Source organism: Lentzea sp. NBRC 105346, from assembly GCF_030269605.1.
In the GTDB taxonomy this organism is placed as follows: domain Bacteria; phylum Actinomycetota; class Actinomycetes; order Mycobacteriales; family Pseudonocardiaceae; genus Lentzea.
Genome location: NZ_BSTQ01000006.1, coordinates 399,918 through 417,240 on the forward strand (window position 1 = coordinate 399,918; position 17,323 = coordinate 417,240).

Here is a 17,323-nt window from a genome sequence, read left to right on the forward strand (position 1 = left end):
TCGGTCGCGTGGCCAACGAGGTGACAGTTCCGCTGCTGCCCTGTCCCGACATCGACGAGATCACCGACTTCTACCGCGCGCTCGGCTTCACCCCGACCTACCGGCAGAGCAGGCCCAACCCGTACGTCGCGCTGCAGCGCGACGACATCAACCTGCACTTTTTCGGCATGCCGCGCTTCGACCCGGCACAGTCCTACGGCTCCTGCCTCGTCATCGTGGACGACACCCAGGAGCTCTACGAGGCGTTCGCGCAGGGTATGCGCGCCGAGTTCGGCAAGGTCCTCGTGGCCGGCATCCCGCGGATGACCCGCCCGCGGCCGGGGCGCGGGTTCAGCGTCGTCGACCCCGGCGGCAACTGGATCCGGATCGTCAAGGCCGAGGAGAAGGAAGAAGAGGAGCCGACGAGCAAGCTCGCCCAGGCGTTGCAGAACGCTGAGGCGCTGGCCAACGGCAAGGGCGATGACAAGCAGGCGCTCAAGATCCTCGACGGCGCGCTCAAACGGGAGGCCGACGCGCCGACCGCGGACCGGGCGAAGGCGCTCGAGTTCCGCGCCGAGCTCGTCGAACGGCTGTCAGGCGCCGAACTCGATTGAGCCGTCACGCCGGCCGCGCCTCACCATGCGGTTGAACCCGACGGCGGCCAGTGCGAACCACGCCGCGCCCACCAGGAGCTCCAGCACCACCTGCGTCACCACGGTCGACGCCGGGCCGTTCGCGATCAGCGCCCGCATCGCGGTCAGGCCGTGCGTCATGGGCAGGAACGACACGACGCGGCGCACCCAGTCCGGCCAGAAGTCCGTGGGCACGTTGACCCCGCAGAACGTCATCAGCGTCAGGTAGCTGATGTTCAACGCCAGCCACCGCGCCGCCGGGAAGCCCAGCACGAACGACGCCACGCACGCGCCGTAGCAGTAGCACGACAGGCCGACCGCGGTGATCAGCACCGGCACCAGAAGCGCCTGCGGCCACGGTAGGTGCACGCCGAACAACGGCGGCAGCACCAGGAACGCCGTCACGGACGCGACCACCCCGGACACCAGGTGGATCAGCCCGCGCCCCAGGTAGATCGTCAGGTGCGTGGACGGCGCGGCCACCATCAGTGACAACGTGCCCGAACGGCGTTCGCCGATCGCCAGCAGGATCACTACGCAGGCGTCGATCGCCATGATCGCCACGGCGTTGCCGACCAGCAGGTAGTCGACCGAGCCGATCATGCGGCCGATCAACGCGTAGAAGCACACCTGGATCAGCAGTCGCGACAGCCACGTGAACGTCCACGTCTTCCACGTGTAGAACGCCGTGAACTCGGCCCACGACGCGATCGCCGAGTGCTTCAGGACGCGGAGTTGATCACGCATAGGTCCACGCCCCCTGCTCACGCGCGCGACGCAGCACGGCGCTCAGCAGAACCCGGCCGCCCACCAGGCCGGTCGCGCCCAGCCCGATGATCACCAGCAGCCGCCAGCCGGCGTTCGGCACCGAAGCCGCGGCCAGCGAGTCGCGCATCAGATCGGCCGACCAGGACAGGAAAACCAAGCGGGACAACGGTTCCAGGAAATCCGGTAGGTACGAGACCGGCACCATTACGCCGGACAGGATGTAGATCGGAAAACTCAGGAAGTTGCCGTACACGGCGCTGTTGCGGCTCAGCATCATCGCCGCCGCGTACAGCATGCTCGTGCCGCCCATGGCGAAGATCGACGCGAGCATGGTCGCGGCGAAGAGCCACGGGTGGTGCACGACCGGCGTGACGTCGAAGAAAGCCTAGCCCAGCAACCAGGTCTCGCCGAGCGGGATCACGCCCAGGCCCATCACCGCCATGATTCGTCCGAAGTAGACGGAGTGCATCTCGGTCGGAGCGGCCAGCGACGGGTTGAGCGTTCCGACCCAGCGTTCCGACTCGATCACCTCGCCGGCCAGGCCGATCGAGAAACCCCACAGGCCGATCAGCGCGGGCGCGAGCAGGGCGTTCGTGACGAGGTCCGGGCGGATCGCGTGGATCACCACGGACAGCATGATCACCGCGGTGAACGGGATCGTGCACAACGTCAGCAGGTCGTCGGGCTGCCGCCGGATCAGCCAGAACTGGATCCGCACGCCCGCGAGGAACGCGCGCACTCAGACCTCCATGCCGCGGGCGCCGATGAGGTCGAGGTAGACGTCCTCCAGCGTCGGCGGCACGGCACGAACGCTGCGGACGCCGTTGTCCAGCAGGAAGTCGATGACGCGTCGCGCCGAGGCATCGCCATCGGTCTTGATCCTGACGAAGCCGGCGCGCGACTCGACGGCGACGACTCCGGGCAGGTGCGTGACGTCGGCCGTCGTCTCGGCCTCGACCCACCGGTGCAGCGACGACATCTGCGCGAGCCCGCGTGGCGACTCGGTCGCGATCACGCGGCCCTTGTCGATCAACGTGACGCGGTCGCACACCTCCTCGGCCTCGTCCATGTCGTGCGTCGTGATCAGGATCGTGCGGCCCTCTTCGCGCAGCTCACCGATCAGGCGGCGGAAGTCGTGCGCGGCCACCGGGTCCATGCCGATCGTCGGCTCGTCGAACAGGATCAGCTTCGGATCACCGATCAGCCCGCGCGCCAGGTGCAGCCGCTGCTTCATGCCCCGCGAGAACGTCTCGACGAGGTCATCGGCCTTGGCGGTCAACCCGAGCCTGGCCAGCAGCTCGGACGCCCGGTGGTCGCCCTCGGCGTCCGTCAGCTTGTAGAGCGCCGCCCAGTACCGCAGGTTCTGCCGCGCGCTGAGCTTCCAGTACAGACCGTGCTCGCCGCCGAACACGATGCCGATCCGCCGCCGCACCTCGTGCGCGTCCGCGACGACGTCGTACCCGAGCACCTCGGCCGTGCCGCTGCTCGGCAGGAGGATCGTGGAGAGGATCTTGCACAGCGTGGTCTTGCCCGCGCCGTTCGGGCCGAGCAGGCCGTGCACCTCGCCGTCCGGGATCTCCAGGGTCAGGCCGTCCAGCGCGGTCACTTCCGGGCCTTTCGGCCGCCAGCCCTTGCCCTTGCGGAAACTCCTGGTCAGGTCGATGACCCGTACGCCCATGTCCACCCCCAGTGGTCGGCTACGACCCTACCGGTGTTCGCCGGTCCGATAGCGGATGCCTATCGACTTATGGAATCCGTAAATGTCGTACCTGGGCGAATTAGAAATTGAAGGTTGGTTGGGGGATAGTGGCGATGCGGGCCGTGTGACAGCAGGCTAATTCATAGCCTGCCTATACATCCCGAGACAAGGGGTCGGAAGTGAGTATGGATTCAGATCAACAGCGGACATCGAGTCCTCGATTGCCTGTCGTTGTCCTAGATCTGTTCTCCGTGTCGCTGCCTGGGTTTTTACCCGCGCGATAGTCGCCGTTGTCTCGGTGCTGTCCGTGGTGGTGCCAATGGGTACCGCTGCGGTAAGCCGTCACACGCTCCAAGGGAGGAAGCACCGCCCCGAGTCCATGCATAGCGCCGAGGCAACGGCGGCCAATCCGTGACGGTCAGTTCTCGGACGTGCGCTCTGAATGGGCATTGCACAACTGCATGTCAAGATCGCCTTGTCGGCGGACGGCCAGTTGGCGTCCTGGTATGAGGTGGTGATGACGCTTGCGCCGAAGTTGACCTGGCCGAGCTTGATCGCCGTCGTGCTGATCATCCTTGCGCGGTCGGGGCAGCTGAGGCCTTTGGTGGCTGCGATCTGCAAGCTGATCACTGTTCCGTTGCAGATTCTGCAGACAGGCATCGAAAGGCGGTCGAAACACGGTGCCGTGAGACGCGATTCTCGTTTTCAGCTTAGGCGTGCCAGGAAGGTTATGAAGAATCCCGAGCTCAAGGCGGCTCTGAGGTTCGTCAAAGAACTCGACGACGCCACGTCGCCGGATCGTTCGACCGACCTGCGGGTGGTGAACCTTGATGACGCTCGCGCCGATCGTCAGGACGCCTCTGGTGAGTCCAGCGGATCCGCCTAGTCTTCGTGCACCTGCGGTGCGGTCGATGCCGCATGGCCGGAGGGATCTGCTTCCCGAAGGCGGTCTCGTCCGGACCGCAGGTGTTTTGGCGGAATCGGGCGCCAGCCGTCAGGCGGTGACCGACGCGTCGAGGCGTTTCAGGGCCGCTCGCACCACCTCCGGGTCGTAGGTCGTCCAGAACGGCGGCAGGGAGGCGCGCAGGAAGCCGCCGTACCGCGCGGTCGCGAGGCGTGGGTCGAGGATTGCGACCACGCCCTTGTCGGACATCGATCTGAGTAGGCGGCCGGCGCCCTGGGCGAGGAGCAGTGCGGCGTGCGTGGCGGCGACGCTGAGGAAACCGTTGCCACCACGGGCGTTCACGGCTTTCTGGCGGGCTGAGGCCAGCGGGTCGTCCGGGCGCGGGAACGGGATGCGGTCCATGATCACGAGTTGCAGGGACGGGCCTGGGACGTCGACGCCCTGCCAGAGGGACAGGGTGCCGAACAGGCACGTGCGCTCGTCCTCCGCGAACTTCTTGACCAGCAGGCCCGTCGAGTCGTCGCCCTGGCAGAGGATCGGGTAGTCCAGCTTGTCGCGCAGGGCTTCCGTCGCGGCCTTCGCCGCTCTGGTGGACGAGAACAGGCCCAGGGCGCGGCCGCCCGCGGCGTTGACGAGGCCTTCGATCTCGTCCAAATAGGACGGCGGCAGGCCGTCGCGGCCCGGTGGGGGCAGGTGGCGTGCGACGTACAGGATGCCGCTGGTGCCGTGGGCGAACGGAGAGCCGACGTCGAGGCCCGTCCACTTCGGACCGTCGATCTCCTTGTCGGTCGCGGCGCCGTCGATCTTCTGGACCTGCGACGACGCGGGCAGGCCCCATTGGCGCGCCATGGTGTCGAACGCGCCGCCCAGGGTGAGGGTCGCCGACGTCAGGATCGTGGTGCGTTTGCCGAACAGGCGTTCCCGGAGCAGACCGCCCACGCCCAGCGGGGCGACTCGGAGCGACGGCGTGCTCTTGTTGAAGTCGCCGGACACCCAGATGACGTCGCGTTCCTCGTCGAACGCCTCCAGCATGCGGACCGCGCAGTCGTGGACCTCGTCCAGGGACGACATCGCGAGCTTGCGGGACGTCGCGCCCTCGACGTCCTCCTTGCGTTCCGGACCCAGCGCGCTGATGCACATGTGCGCGGCGTCGCGGGTCGCGGCCAAGGCGCCGGCCAGCGCCCTTGGCATCGCGTCGAGGCGGCCCGCGGGCATGTCCTCGAGGATCATCGCCAGGCCGTCGCTCGCCTCCGCCAGGCGGTCCGCGACGTCCTGGTCGATCAGGCGGCCGCAGCGTCTCGCCGCCGTGGCGACCAGCGGTCCGCTGAGTTCCTCCGTCGCCACCGACGTCACGCGGTCCACCAGGTCGTGGGCCTCGTCGATCACGGCCACGTCGTGGTCCGGCAGGACCTGGTAGCCCTCCAGGGCGTCGATCGCGAGCATCGCGTGGTTGGTCACCACCACGTCCGCCTTGCCGGCCTCGGCGCGGGCGCGCTCGGCGAAGCAGTCCGTGCCGATCGGGCATTTGCTGACGCCCAGGCACTCCTTCGCGGTGACGCTGACCTGCCGCCACGCCTGCTCGCTGACACCGGGCACGAGCTCGTCGCGGTCGCCGGTCTCGGTGTCCGACGACCACTCGTGCAGCCGTTTCACCTCACGGCCCAGCCGGGACACCGTGAACGGGTCGAACAAGGCCGCGTCGTCCGGCTCCTCCGGGGCACCGCTGTGCACCCGGTGCATGCACAGGTAGTTGCGGCGGCCCTTCAGGATCGCGAACGTCGGCTCCCGGCCGAGTTCTTTCTCGAGTGCCTTGGCGAGTCGCGGAAGGTCGCGGTCGACGAGCTGGCGTTGCAGGGCGATGGTCGCGGTGGAGACGACCACGGTCTCGTCCTCGGCCACCGCGTGCCGGATCGCGGGGACGAGGTACGCGAGGGACTTGCCGGTGCCGGTTCCCGCCTGTACGGCCAGGTGCTCGCCCGTGCGGATGGCGCGGTCCACCGCCTCGGCCATCTCGACCTGGCCGGGGCGTTCGGCTCCACCCACGGCTTCGACCGCGGTGTGGAGGAGGCTGGTTGTCGGGGGGAGTTCCGGCACGAGGAGAACCGTACCCGGCGGGTCCGACAGGTTCGGGCGGCACGGCCGGGGTTGTGGACAACTCGGCGGATGTCGGCCTGCCTGTGGATAACTGAGCCTCGTCGGCCCGGAATTGTCGGTGCTTCGTGGCAGAGTTAAAGCAGGGGGACCCCCTAGCGGGGGGACGCCTGCGTGAGCGTGGTGACGCCGCTGCGCGGCGAGGCGAGCGGGCCTGCTTCGTCGGCGCGCTCGTACCGGGAAAGCCGGGTTGGCCGCCGAAGTGGTCCCGATCCGGTCCAGACCTGCGTTGTGTGGGTGCGGTGGGCTGAGTTGCGTTGTTTTTTATGAGCGCGTGGAAGCCAACCCACCTCATCCCGGCCATGCCCGCAGCCGTTGGTGACGACGGCGGTCTTGGACGGCTACGGACCACGACGGCGGCCAGCCGGTTTTCTCGGTACGTCGCGTTGTCGAGCCGCCAGGCGAGGAAACGTGACGTGTCGGCCGCAGGCGAGTTGATCTCAGGTGTCGAACACCAGGTCAAGAACGACCGGATGTTCACGCTCTCATCGGGCAAATCGGGCACGATCGAGATCGTTGATCTTCGCGAGGGGAGCATGTGGGACGTCCAGCGTCACAAACTCGCCCCTGGCAAATCGTGAGAACGCTCCCAACAGTGATCAAGGAGCCCGCCGAAGCGGAATCGCCGGAATCCGGGCACTAGGAGCCCGCGACCGGTAGGCGATGACGAGCCAAACCGACTTTGCTGGAGCCCGGCCCCCTAGCGGGGGGACGCCTGCGTGAGCGTGGTGACGGTTGGGCGGCGCGACCGGTGGCAGCGAACGTGACGATGGGGGACATAGATGTCCTGGAACGTCACGTTCGCTGGTCGGTCAGGTGCATTGCCAGGTGAAGGACGTGGTGGTGAAGTCGCCTGCGGCCAGGTCGGTGGGCGGGATCATCCAGAACAAGGTGCCCAGGTCGCCCCACCGCATGTCGGCCTCGCTGTCGCTGTCGAACTGGGCCAGCAGGGTCGTGTGTGCGGTCTCCGCGGCGTCCTGAATCGGGACGGAATGACCGCCGAGCTGGTGGCGTGGTGACGGGGTCAGCCTCCGCAACGCGCTCACGAAGGCGTCGCCGTTCGCGTGATCGGCCAGGAACGCCTGGTCCGCGTCCGACACGTCGCGGCACGCCTCCCGGAACGCCGGGTGGGACCAGTCCGGGCCGGTGAAGGTCGGTTTCGCGGTGAGCGGCACGTACTCGTAGGGCTGGATGTCCAGCGGGGTATCGCGTTCCGGCGCGCCGGACGGGACGTGCAGCACCCGCGCACCGGTGGCGGAGTCCGGGTTCCAGGAGCCCACGGTGGGTGGCACGTACAAGGGATCGTGGTACCCGGCCTCGTCATCGAAGTAGAAGAGCAGCAGGGTGCCGCTGTCCGGCAGCGCGATGTCGAGGGTGTTCGGCGGGAGTCGGTCGCAGTCGATCGACGCGACGAAGTTCAGCGAGCCTTCCCACTCGGGCCAGGCGGTGTCGTCGGGCAGGGCGGGCTTGCCGCCTAGTTGGGCGGCCGGAATTGTCGGTGCGCTATGGCAGAGTTAAGAGCAGGGGGTCCCCCTGGCGGGGGGACGCTCGCTTGAGCGCACTCGGGATTGCAGGCCCGCGTCGGCTTGGGTGTGAGGGGCCTGGTCAGGGCGTCAGGGCGTCGTGCTTTGTGGCGGTGAGGAAGGACGTCCAGGCGGACCGCGACAGCGGGATGTGGGCGGCCGGGGACTTCGAGTCACGGATGCCGACGCCGAACCCGACCTCGACGCAGTTGTCGCCGTCCGGGCTGTAGCTGCTCTTGAGCCAGCCGACCTCGACGCAGTTGTTGCTGTCGGGGCTGTAGCTGCTCTTGCGCCACGTGGTCATCCGCGGCCTCCTCAGCTGATGATGTCGGTGATCAACCTCCTCGATTGTTCCTGACCGAGCGCTACCTGGTCGAGCGCTTCCAACACCTTGGTGTAGATCTCGCGTGAAGCCTTGTCTTCCAGGAACAGGCTTGAGTTCAGGCTGTCCAGGTAGACAACGGGCTCGATCTTCTCGAACTTCAGCATGCAGAACTCGCCGGTGGATCCGGCGTGTGCACCGATGGCGGCGGGCACGACCCGCAGGATGATGTTCGGTCGCACGAGCATGCGCAAGAGGTGGTGCAGCTGTGCGATCCACACGTCGTGCCCGCCGACCGGCAGGTGCAAGGCGTATTCGTGGATGTAGAAGGTGAACTTCCGATCCGACTCGAGGATCTGCTGTCGGGCGACCCTGGCCGCCACGCGCGGCTCGATGTCCTTGGGGAGGATGGACGGCCAGACAGCGACCTGGGCGCGGATGTATTCGGCGGTCTGCAGGAGGCCGGGGACGACGGTGAGGTGCCAGCTGATGAGGGCCTTCGCGGCGTCCTCGTGCTCGATCAAGGTGCGTAGCTGGATGGGCAGGGTGCCGTCATAGATCTGCCACCAGCCCTCTTCGCTCGCCAACCGGTAGAGCTCGTGCAGGTGTTTGCACTCGGGCAACGGCGTTCTGCACACGCCCAGCAGGCGCGACAGGTCGAGCTCCGAGATGCCGCCCTTGCCGTTCAACAGGTCCGACAGCTTGGCGAAGTCCCAGCCGACCAGGCGGGCGACCGCGCGGTAGCTCATCCCGGTCTGGTCGAGGGCAGCGCGCACTCCGGCGCCGAACTCACGTCCACGAACCGTGGAGATTCTCCGTGGCATGCAACGACGTTAGGGTCCAAGCGACCGGAAGCGACACCGTTGCGCGACAGGTCAACCCGAAAAGGCGGTGTGATGGAAGCGGTCCATCAGGCCGCGAGGACGCGCCTGCCCAGTTCGAGAGCGGCGACGGCGTGCTCGATGGTCAGCATGACGGACGGGTCGCGGCGGGCGGAAGCCAGGTCCAGCAACAAATCCGAAAGATCAGGCCATTCGACGGCGGCGAGCTCGGCGGCCTGGGTTTTGGAGACGATGCCGCCCGTGCGGATCGTGTGCCACAGCCGCGCCGGGCCGAAGGCGATCCAGAGCAGGGGATCGCGGAACACCGGGCCCGGCGTGCGGGACGCGAACACCTCGGAAGCGCGGTCCAGCAACGGTTCCCAGTACGAGACCAGGTTGGCACGGCAGTACGCCACGACCTCGTCCCGCGTCACCGGCGGCGTGGGCGACTCGCCGACCACGGTGTCGGCGTAGCGCGCCAACTGTTCCCACAGCACCGGCGTGAGGTCCGCGCGGTCCGTGTGCAGCTTGCCGTCACGGCCCCACGCGATCGAGGACGCGGAGGACACCGGCAAAGCCAACTGACCGGCGAGCACGTAGATCACGTCCAGATCCACGGCTTGTGCCGCGGCCAGGGCACCGAGGTCGGGTACGTCGGACAGCTCCACCACGAGGTCGAGGTCGGAGTCCTCCACGGCATCGCCGAGCACGCGCGAACCCACGACGTGGGCGCCCACGACGAAGGGCAACTGAGCCAGGTGTTCCGAAGCGGTGGTCACGCCACCGAAACTACCTGCGGCCGCGGTTGACCAAGGCCCAGACGCCCGGAAGCAGTCCGGCCGCGAGTGCGATCTTGATCGCGTCGCCGACCAGGAACGGCAGTACGCCGAGCTGAACCGCGCGCGAGAAACCGAGACCGGCGGAAGCCATCAGCCAAGGCACACCGATCGCGTAGATCACCAGGTTGCCCAGCGCCATCGTGCCGATCGTGCGCAACGGGGTGCGGTCGCCGCCACGTGACGCCAGCGCACCGACCAAAGCTCCCGCGAAGACGAAACCGACGACGTAGCCGAGCGACACGGGCGCACCCGACGAGCCGCCCTGGAACCACGGCACGCCCGCCACGCCGGCGATCAGGTACAGCAGCATTGACGTCGCGCCGCGTTGCCAGCCGAGAGACGCACCGACCAGAAGGGCCGCGAACGTCTGGCCGGTCAGCGGAACCGGCGATCCGGGGATCGGCAGTGCGATCTGGGCGGCGAGGCCGGTGAGGCCCGCACCCGCGACGATCAGCGCGAGGTCGCGCACCACAGAGGTCGAGACGAGGTCCGCGAGGACCACGCGACGTGACGAAACGGCGAGTGCGGTCATGCGTCTGAGGTTAAGCGGCCACATCGGACGAGGTCTTTGTCGGAAGCCTACAAATCATGGATTAGTGACAAGGCCCACACCATCAGTGGTCCAAAGCGACTTTCCCGATGCGCGCTTCGGTGTTGCGACGCGTCTTCGTCCACCCGTTGTGCCCGCGGACCAGGCGGATCACCGCGCGCCACGACGTCACGTAGAACGTGTAGATGTAGAGCGCGTAGGCGAAGCCGTAGCCGAGCGAGCGGACAAAAGACGTGCCGGGTTCGCATTTCGCGCGGTACACCGGTCCCCAGAGGACGAAGGGCAGTAGGCCGAACGCGCCATAGACGGCGAACAGAATCCAGGCGCCGTCCGCGAACCACGTGACGACCTCGCCCGGCGCCGTGACGAATCGCCACGCCATCAGGAACATCGGGATGGGGTAGATGAGCGTGCCGAGCAGCTGCATCCACGGCTGGGCGAGGTAGTACATCATCTCCGCGGCGCCCAACGTGGACAGGTGCTCGGAGTCCCAGATGCGCCGCAGATAACGCATGCACTGCATGGTGCCCTGGCCCCAGCGGGTCCGTTGCGCGAGGAAGCGCCGCAACGAGTACAGGCCCTCCTGGTTCACGTGCGTGTCCATGCTGAACCCGGTGCGCCAGCCCTGCGTCAGCAGGTGCACGCCGAGCTCGAAGTCCTCCAGCAGTGACCCGCGCCACGGGCTGCCCGCCGGTCCCGCAATAGAGTCCAAAGCGGACAATCGCGTGAACTGTCCGTTGCCGCCCATGGAGATCGTTCCGGTGACGCCGCGCGACATCTGGATCGCCGCGATCGCCGTGCGGAACTCGAGGTCCTGCATCCGCACGAGCGCCGCGCCGAAGTACCGGCGCCACGAGGCCACGTCGGACTGCCGCTCGCCCTTGTTGATCATCCGCACGTCGACCTGGACCGCACCGACGCGCGGGTCGCCGAACAGGTGCGGCGCCGCGCAGACTTCCAGGCAGTTCGTGCCCGGACGGCCGTCGGCGTCGACGACCACGACGATCGCGCGGTCGGCGTCCGCGTGCCGGCCCATCCACATCTTCAGCGTGCGGTAAGCGTCGTTGAGCGCGTCGCCCTTGCCGGTGCGCGCCTGCGGGCGGTGCCGCTGCACGAGGTGGATGTGCTTGTCGGTCTCGCCGCCGTTGCGCCGCAACGTCCGCACGACGCCCGCGGTCCGGTCGTCGGAGTCGTCGTCGATCACCCACACGTGCGCGATGGGGAAGTTCGTGCGCAGGTAGCGGATCGTGTCGCCGATGACGGCCTCCTCGTCGCGGCACGGCACGAAGAAGTGCCACTCCAGCGAGTTGGCAACGCCCAGGGGAGCCGGCTTGCGCCTCAGGTACGGCACGACGATGACGAAGACGTAGGTCAGGAACGCGACGCTCATCGTCAGCGCGAGGGCCTGCGTGAAGCCCAGGATCACCTCGAAGCTCACCTGCGCGTCGCCAGCCAGACGAAGGTCACCAGCGCGGCGGCGCCACCGAAGACGCTGACCATCGAACCGAGCAGCGTGTGGCCCCAGTAGTAGCCGGTGTCGATGCCCAGCCAGTTCACCAGCCCGACCAGCGTGAGCACGCGGAACTGGTTGACGACCACCACCGCGCCCGCGGCGACGGCCAGCGCCACCAGCACGCGCTGCTGGATCCGCGGCCGCAGCGCGATCATCACCGCACCGACGACCAGCAACGGCAGGACCAGGAACGCGGACGTGCACTCCGGCGTCATGTGCAGGCCGAGGGGCGTGTCCGAGCCGAGTCCGAAGTAGACGGTCTGGCGCTCCGCGGCCACGTACACGCCGTCGCTGCTCAGGACCGACAGCAACGCCCCGGAGAGCGATATCTCGGCGGTCCGGTAGAGGCGGTGGGCGAAGACCAGCCCGGCGGCTGCGGCGAGCAGGACGACGATCGTCACCCGGCTCGGGAAGGCGGTGCGGCGCACGGCATGCGTCACCCGAAGATTCCTTTCCACCGTTGGGAGAGCGCCCAGAAGGGCTACATGGATGGGCATCGGTCCACAGACCGTCAGCCCTCACCCCCGGATCGGGTGACGCCATCACCCGCTTTTAACGGCAAAACACACGATGAGTCTCGTTCGTTGGGCGTTCTGGGTGATGTCGTCACTAGATACGGTCAGTAACTCTCAATTCCTCCGGGGGAAAGCCGATGGCCTGAATTGCCCCCCAGAAGCATGAAACGCAGCGCGTGGACCCAGATGGGTTCGACTGCGCCCTGGGGTTGGCCCCGGAGGAAAGGAAACGGAGCTACATGCGTGTGCGAATGACGCGTCGCGGTGGCCTGGCCGGAGCGGTCGCCATCGCGGCGCTGCTGGCCGGTGCCGCACCGGCTTCAGCTGCACCGGGGGACGCCTCGGCCTACGGCGCGAAGCTCAACCTGACGCTGCTGAGCAGCCCGGCGGTGTCGGCCGGACCGTTCGCCGCAGCGGATGCGAACGGGCCGACGAAGAACACGTTCGTCGGTGTCGATCTCAACGGTGTCCTCAAGACCGGCGTGATCAACGCGTCGGCGTCGCGGGACGACAAGACCGGCGCCGTCCAGTCGCGGGCGAGCACCGCGGACGTCCGGCTCGACCTGCTCAGCAAGGCGACCGGCAAGATCACCGCCGAGCTGGTTGAGGCCGACTGCTCGGCCACCCAGAAGGGTGTTGTCGGCTCCTCGAAGCTCGCCGGGGTGAACCTCGGCAAGCTCGGCGAGATCAACGCCGAGCCCGCGGCGAACACGAAGCTCGACGTCAAGCTGCTCGACCTGCCGATCGCCGAGATCATCTTCAACGAGCAGATCAAGAACAAGGACGGCAGCCTCACTGTGAATGCGATTCACGTGAAACTGCTGCAGGGCAACTTCGGCACGGGCGACATCATCATCTCGTCGGCCACGTGCGGCCCGGCCGGTCTGCCCATCCCGATGGCGTCCGGCGCCGGTCTGTGGATCGGCCTCGGCCTGCTCGGCCTCGTCGCGGTACCCGTCGGGTTCGCCGCGGTCCGCAAGCGTCGCGAACTGACGGCGGAGTAAGCGCATGTACAAGGTCCCCGGTAGCGGGGTGGCCGTCGGAACGGGCGTTGGCGCGCTCGCGGTCACCGGCGCGGACGTGACGGTCTGGATCGTCACGGGCGTCGTGCTGCTCGTCGCCGGAGCGCTTCTCCTGCACGCCACGCGCAAGCGCCGGCGCGCGGTCCGAGTCAAGGCTGAGTAACCCCCTGGGAGCGCCCTGTTCCCCCGCAGGGCGCTCCCTCGTGGAAGGAGCACGGTGAGCAAGGAAGTTCTACTGGTAGCAGGAACCCGCCCCGAAGCAGTCAAGATCGCCCCGGTCGCCATCGCCTTACGCGGCCACCCCTCCCTCAGTCCCACTATCGTCCACAGTGGACAGCACTCCGGCATGGTCGAGCAGGCGCTGAGCGCGTTCGACCTCGTCCCCGACATCCGGCTCGACGTGCCGCGGCGGACCGGCACCCAGGCCGAGCTGGTCGCTGGCCTGCTCCCCGAGTTCGACCGCCTGCTCGACGAGCGCGACCCCGCCGTCGTCCTCGTGCAGGGCGACACGACCACCACCCTGGCCGGCGCGCTCGCCGCGTTCTGGCGCGGCATCCCCGTCGCACACCTCGAAGCCGGGCTGCGCACCGGCGACCTGTACGGCCCCTTCCCCGAGGAGGGCAACCGGCAGATGATCTCGCGCATCACCTCGTTGCACCTCGCCCCGACGGACGACGCGGCGAACGCGTTGACCTCGGAATGCCTGCCCGACAGCGACATCGTGGTCACCGGCAACACCGTCGTCGACGCCGTGCAGCGCGTCGCCGCCGCCGACGTGCCCGCGCGCGACCCGCGCCTCGCGCTGCTGGAGCGCCGCCTCGACGTGAACAACCACCGCCTGGTCCTGCTCACCGTGCACCGCCGCGAGTCGTGGGGACGTCCGCTCGCCCGCGTGCTGCACGCCGTGCGCTCCATTGTCGACCGCCACCCCGACGTCCACGTGCTCGTGCCCGCGCACCCGAACCCCGAGGTGCGCGAACAGGTCGACGCCGAGCTCAGCGGCCACGACCGGATCGTCGTCACCGATCCGCTGGACTACTCCGACCTCGTGCGCGTGCTGCGCCGCGCCGCGCTCGTGCTCACCGACTCCGGTGGCATCCAGGAGGAGGCGCCGACGTTCGGTGTGCCCGTGCTGGTGCTGCGGGAGACCACGGAACGCATGCTCGCCGTCGACGCCGGATGCGCGTGGCTCGTCGGCACCGACACCACCAGGATCCTGGCGGAGGCGGGCTGGGTGCTCGGGTCCCGGCTGCGGCTGCCGCTCGGGCGCAACCCGTTCGGCGACGGGCGTGCCGCCGTTCGGGTGTGCGCCGCCATCGAGAGACTCGCAGGTCTGCCGACCGCGTTGCCCCGTCGGGAGCCATACAGGACGCTCGCGGGGGTCCGGTGAATTCGGTCCGTGAGCAATAGGAGTTCGTGCACTCGGTCGGGTAATTGAGATTGCTCGACCGAGTGATATGAGGTGTCGAGCCGTTACCGGTTTGCCCGATCCGCACGATGATCGGACGGTGAAAATCCGGGAAGGGGAGGAAAAATGAAGCGGATCGGTTTGCTGTCGGCGACAGTCGTCGCGGGCATGCTGGTCACCGCAGGCCCCGCGCTCGCGACCGAGGCCGGCGTCGCCTCGGCCGGCGCCGCGAACTTCAAGAAGGGCGACAACGCCCCCGTCGTCATCACCACGCTGGCCCCGTGCTCGGTCGAGGGGGAGGAGACGGCGTCGTCTCCGGCGGTCACCAAGACCGGTATCAAGTTCGGTATGACGACCTCGACGTGCACCACGACGGTCGTCAACCCGGACGAGGAGATCACGACGACCAGATCCGAGGCCAGGGGCACCGGGTTCGAGCTGTCCGCGCTGGTCGCGCTGGGCGGTCCGCGGCTCAAGGTCGGGTCGTGGCGGATCACCTGCGACGCCACCCAGACGGGCACGAACGCGGGCTGGGCGCTCGGCAGCATGACCGGGTGGACCGGGCTGCCGCAGCACATCCCGGCGAACTACGTGCACGAGATCAAGAAGTCGAACGGCACGGTGCTGGCCAAGGCCAAGTTCGCCGAGGTGATCATCCCCGACCCGAACGACGGGAGCGTCACCATGAACCTGATCCGGATCACCTTCGAGCCGGCGTCGGGCTACAGCGGAACCATCAGTCTCGGCTCCGCCGCCTGCTCGCCGACGCCATGAGGGACCGTGAGTGGCTGAGGCTCAGCCACTCAGCTCCACCCCGGCCGCGCGGAGCTCGGTCATCGCCGTCTCGACCGTCGCGGGGGCCACGCCCGCGGTGAGGTTCAGCAGGACCGTGGTGCGGAACCCCTCGCGCTGTGCGTCCAGCGCGGTCGCCCGCACGCAGTGATCGGTCGCGATGCCCACGACGTCGACCTCGTCGACGTCGTGGGTGCGCAGCCAGCCGGCCAGGTCGTTCTCGGCCTCGAAGCCCGAGTAAGCGGCCGCGTGCCTGCCCTTGGAGAACACCTGCTGGATCCGTGCGACGTCGAGCTCCGGGTGGAACGACGCGCCGGGCGTTCCGGCCACGCAGTGCGCGGGCCAGGTGTCCACGAAGTTCGGCGTCTCGCTGAAGTGCGAGCCGGGATCCACGTGGTAGTCGCGCGTCGCGACGACGTGGTCGTAGTCCGAGGCCGCGATGTGCTGACTGATGGCCGCCGCGACGGCCGCGCCACCGGCGACCGCGAGCGAGCCGCCCTCGCAGAAGTCGTTCTGAACGTCGACGACGATCAAAGCTTTCGCCACAGGGTCACTACTCCTTGGTCAGGTGGATCGTCGGGATCGCGGGCTCGCCCTTGGAGAGCTTGAGGCCCTCCCACGGCACGCTCACCAGCGCGGCGCGCAGCCGTTCGCGGCTCTGTTCCAGGGTGGGCACGCTGTCGGTTCGCTGTCCATCGCGCACCAGGGGGATCTGCAGCAGCCGGTCGTACTCGCCGAGCTCCGGCTGTTCGTCCGCCTGGTAGACGACCTCCTCCAGCGCGGTGCCGGTGTCCTTGTGCCTGCGCAGCGCGCCCTTCCAGCCGCCGCGGGACTCCTTGTGCGAACTGCGCTTCTCGACCGGACGACCGTCCACTTCGACCAGTTTGTAGACCATGCCCGCGGTCGGGGCGCCGGAACCCGTGACGACCGAGGTGCCCACGCCGTACGCGTCGACGGGTTCGGCGCGCAGCGCGGCGATCGAGTACTCGTCGAGGTCGCCGGACACCACGATGCGGGTGTTCTTGGCGCCCAGCGAGTCCAGCTGTTCGCGGGCCTGCCTCGCCATCACCCCGAGGTCGCCGGAGTCGATCCGCACGGCGCCCAGCTCCGGTCCGGCGATGCGGACCGCGCGATTGATGCCCTCGGTGATGTCGTATGTGTCGACGAGCAACGTCGTGCCGACGCCGAGCGAGTCGATCTGGCTGCGGAACGCCTCTTCCTCGTTGTCGTGCAGCAACGTGAACGCGTGCGCGCACGTGCCCGCGGTCGGGATGCCGTGGCGGCGGCCCGCCTCCAGGTTGGACGTCGCGGTGAAACCGGCCAGGTAGGCGGCCCGTGCGCACGCGACCGCGGCCTCCTCGTGCGCACGCCTGGTGCCCATCTCGATCATGCGGCGGCCGTTCGCGGCGCTGACCATGCGCGCGGCGGCCGACGCGATGGCGCTGTCGTGGTTGAGGATCGACAGGGCCAGCGTCTCCAGGACCACACCCTCGGCGAACGAGGACCGGACCGTCAGGATCGGCGAACCGGGAAAGTAGAGCTCACCTTCCGGGTATCCGTCGATGTGCCCGGAGAATTGATAGTTCGCGAGCCACTCGAGTGCGGCGTCGTCCACGACCTTGTTCGCCCTGAGCTGCTCGATCTCGGCGTCGCCGAAACGGAAGTCGGCGATGGCGTCGAGCAGCCTGGTCACACCGGCGACCACGCCGTATCGTCGGCCGTCGGGCAGCCGACGGGCGAACACCTCGAACACACAGGGGCGATCGCCGGTTCCGTCCCGCAGCGCGGCGGCGAGCATGGTCAGCTCGTAGTGGTCGGTGAGCAACGCCGTGGAGGTCATGAGGGTGAAGCCTAGGGTTCTGCGGCTTTTCGGTGCAGGCGGTCT

20 protein-coding genes and 1 pseudogene are annotated in these 17,323 nt (G+C 68.2%); 7 read left to right on the forward strand and 14 right to left on the reverse strand.

Translation table 11 applies throughout. From position 1 onward, the window contains the following. Positions 1-8 precede the first annotated feature (8 nt). Positions 9-593, forward strand: a complete 585-nt coding sequence (locus QSK35_RS16270; protein ID WP_285746858.1) for a bleomycin resistance protein — start codon at positions 9-11, stop codon at positions 591-593. Here the strand turns inward: QSK35_RS16270 and QSK35_RS16275 are convergent. The 4 genes and pseudogenes from QSK35_RS16275 to QSK35_RS16290 all read right to left on the reverse strand — a co-directional run bounded on the left by QSK35_RS16275 (position 573) and on the right by QSK35_RS16290 (position 3,057). Then, on the reverse strand, positions 573-1,358 hold the full coding sequence (locus QSK35_RS16275; protein ID WP_285746860.1) for an ABC transporter permease: 786 nt from the start codon (positions 1,356-1,358) through the stop codon (positions 573-575). The genes QSK35_RS16270 and QSK35_RS16275 overlap by 21 nt on opposite strands. Further along, positions 1,351-1,743: pseudogene (locus tag QSK35_RS16280) on the reverse strand (ABC transporter permease); the annotation flags it as partial. The gene QSK35_RS16275 and the pseudogene QSK35_RS16280, both read right to left, overlap by 8 nt. A 21-nt stretch (positions 1,744-1,764) precedes the next feature. After that, on the reverse strand, positions 1,765-2,118 hold the full coding sequence (locus QSK35_RS16285; protein WP_285746864.1) for a hypothetical protein: 354 nt from the start codon (positions 2,116-2,118) through the stop codon (positions 1,765-1,767). Further along, positions 2,119-3,057 carry an ABC transporter ATP-binding protein gene (locus QSK35_RS16290; RefSeq protein ID WP_285746866.1) on the reverse strand — a complete coding sequence of 313 codons (939 nt, stop codon included), beginning with the start codon at positions 3,055-3,057 and terminating at the stop codon, positions 2,119-2,121. 463 nt (positions 3,058-3,520) lie between these two features. Here QSK35_RS16290 and QSK35_RS16295 point away from each other — a divergent pair, with 463 nt between their 5' ends. Beyond that, a complete protein-coding gene (locus QSK35_RS16295; protein WP_285746868.1) occupies positions 3,521-3,964 on the forward strand; it encodes a hypothetical protein in 444 nt (147 codons plus the stop codon). Between the two features lie 108 nt (positions 3,965-4,072). Here QSK35_RS16295 and QSK35_RS16300 read toward each other — a convergent pair whose 3' ends face one another. Next, positions 4,073-6,076: an ATP-dependent DNA helicase gene (locus QSK35_RS16300; protein WP_285746870.1), complete on the reverse strand. Its 2,004-nt coding sequence runs from the start codon at positions 6,074-6,076 to the stop codon at positions 4,073-4,075. A 323-nt stretch (positions 6,077-6,399) separates the two neighbouring features. Between QSK35_RS16300 and QSK35_RS16305 the strand changes: the two genes are divergently transcribed. After that, positions 6,400-6,714: a hypothetical protein gene (locus tag QSK35_RS16305; RefSeq protein ID WP_285746872.1), complete on the forward strand. Its 315-nt coding sequence runs from the start codon at positions 6,400-6,402 to the stop codon at positions 6,712-6,714. Positions 6,715-6,945: 231 nt separating this feature from the next. On the opposite strand, the gene QSK35_RS16310 is transcribed toward QSK35_RS16305, so the two are convergent. The 7 genes from QSK35_RS16310 to xrtP all read right to left on the reverse strand — a co-directional run bounded on the left by QSK35_RS16310 (position 6,946) and on the right by xrtP (position 12,141). After that, positions 6,946-7,626, reverse strand: a complete 681-nt coding sequence (locus tag QSK35_RS16310) for a DUF1963 domain-containing protein (protein WP_285746970.1) — start codon at positions 7,624-7,626, stop codon at positions 6,946-6,948. A 112-nt stretch (positions 7,627-7,738) separates the two neighbouring features. Further along, positions 7,739-7,960 (reverse strand): DUF397 domain-containing protein, encoded by a 222-nt coding sequence (locus tag QSK35_RS16315; RefSeq protein ID WP_285746874.1) that lies wholly within the window; start codon positions 7,958-7,960, stop codon positions 7,739-7,741. An 11-nt stretch (positions 7,961-7,971) separates the two neighbouring features. Next, on the reverse strand, positions 7,972-8,802 hold the full coding sequence (locus QSK35_RS16320) for a helix-turn-helix domain-containing protein (protein WP_285746875.1): 831 nt from the start codon (positions 8,800-8,802) through the stop codon (positions 7,972-7,974). 86 nt (positions 8,803-8,888) lie between these two features. Then, positions 8,889-9,578, reverse strand: coding sequence for a nucleotidyltransferase domain-containing protein (locus QSK35_RS16325; RefSeq protein ID WP_285746878.1), 690 nt, complete (start codon positions 9,576-9,578; stop codon positions 8,889-8,891). Between the two features lie 10 nt (positions 9,579-9,588). After that, on the reverse strand, positions 9,589-10,170 hold the full coding sequence (locus tag QSK35_RS16330) for a biotin transporter BioY (RefSeq protein ID WP_285746880.1): 582 nt from the start codon (positions 10,168-10,170) through the stop codon (positions 9,589-9,591). Positions 10,171-10,252: 82 nt separating this feature from the next. After that, complete coding sequence (locus QSK35_RS16335) at positions 10,253-11,626, reverse strand: XrtP-associated glycosyltransferase (protein ID WP_502881660.1); 1,374 nt, start codon at positions 11,624-11,626, stop codon at positions 10,253-10,255. After that, positions 11,623-12,141, reverse strand: coding sequence for an exosortase P (gene xrtP / locus QSK35_RS16340; protein WP_285746882.1), 519 nt, complete (start codon positions 12,139-12,141; stop codon positions 11,623-11,625). The genes QSK35_RS16335 and xrtP overlap by 4 nt, the downstream gene beginning before the upstream one ends. Before the next feature lie 314 nt (positions 12,142-12,455). Between xrtP and QSK35_RS16345 the strand changes: the two genes are divergently transcribed. From QSK35_RS16345 to QSK35_RS16360, 4 genes are all read left to right on the forward strand, one after another. Beyond that, entirely contained in the window at positions 12,456-13,220 is a 765-nt protein-coding gene (locus QSK35_RS16345) for a choice-of-anchor protein CoaP (protein ID WP_285746883.1), read from the forward strand. A gap of 4 nt (positions 13,221-13,224) precedes the next feature. Beyond that, positions 13,225-13,401, forward strand: coding sequence for an LAXTG motif-containing small protein (locus QSK35_RS16350; RefSeq protein WP_285746884.1), 177 nt, complete (start codon positions 13,225-13,227; stop codon positions 13,399-13,401). A gap of 54 nt (positions 13,402-13,455) precedes the next feature. Continuing rightward, entirely contained in the window at positions 13,456-14,628 is a 1,173-nt protein-coding gene (gene wecB, locus QSK35_RS16355; protein WP_285746885.1) for a non-hydrolyzing UDP-N-acetylglucosamine 2-epimerase, read from the forward strand. Positions 14,629-14,772: 144 nt separating this feature from the next. After that, a complete protein-coding gene (locus tag QSK35_RS16360) occupies positions 14,773-15,420 on the forward strand; it encodes a hypothetical protein (RefSeq protein ID WP_285746888.1) in 648 nt (215 codons plus the stop codon). Between the two features lie 21 nt (positions 15,421-15,441). On the opposite strand, the gene QSK35_RS16365 is transcribed toward QSK35_RS16360, so the two are convergent. After that, positions 15,442-15,984, reverse strand: coding sequence for an isochorismatase family protein (locus QSK35_RS16365; RefSeq protein WP_285746890.1), 543 nt, complete (start codon positions 15,982-15,984; stop codon positions 15,442-15,444). Positions 15,985-15,991: 7 nt separating this feature from the next. Beyond that, a complete protein-coding gene (locus tag QSK35_RS16370) occupies positions 15,992-17,278 on the reverse strand; it encodes a nicotinate phosphoribosyltransferase (protein WP_285746892.1) in 1,287 nt (428 codons plus the stop codon). Between the last annotated feature and the right edge of the window lie 45 nt (positions 17,279-17,323).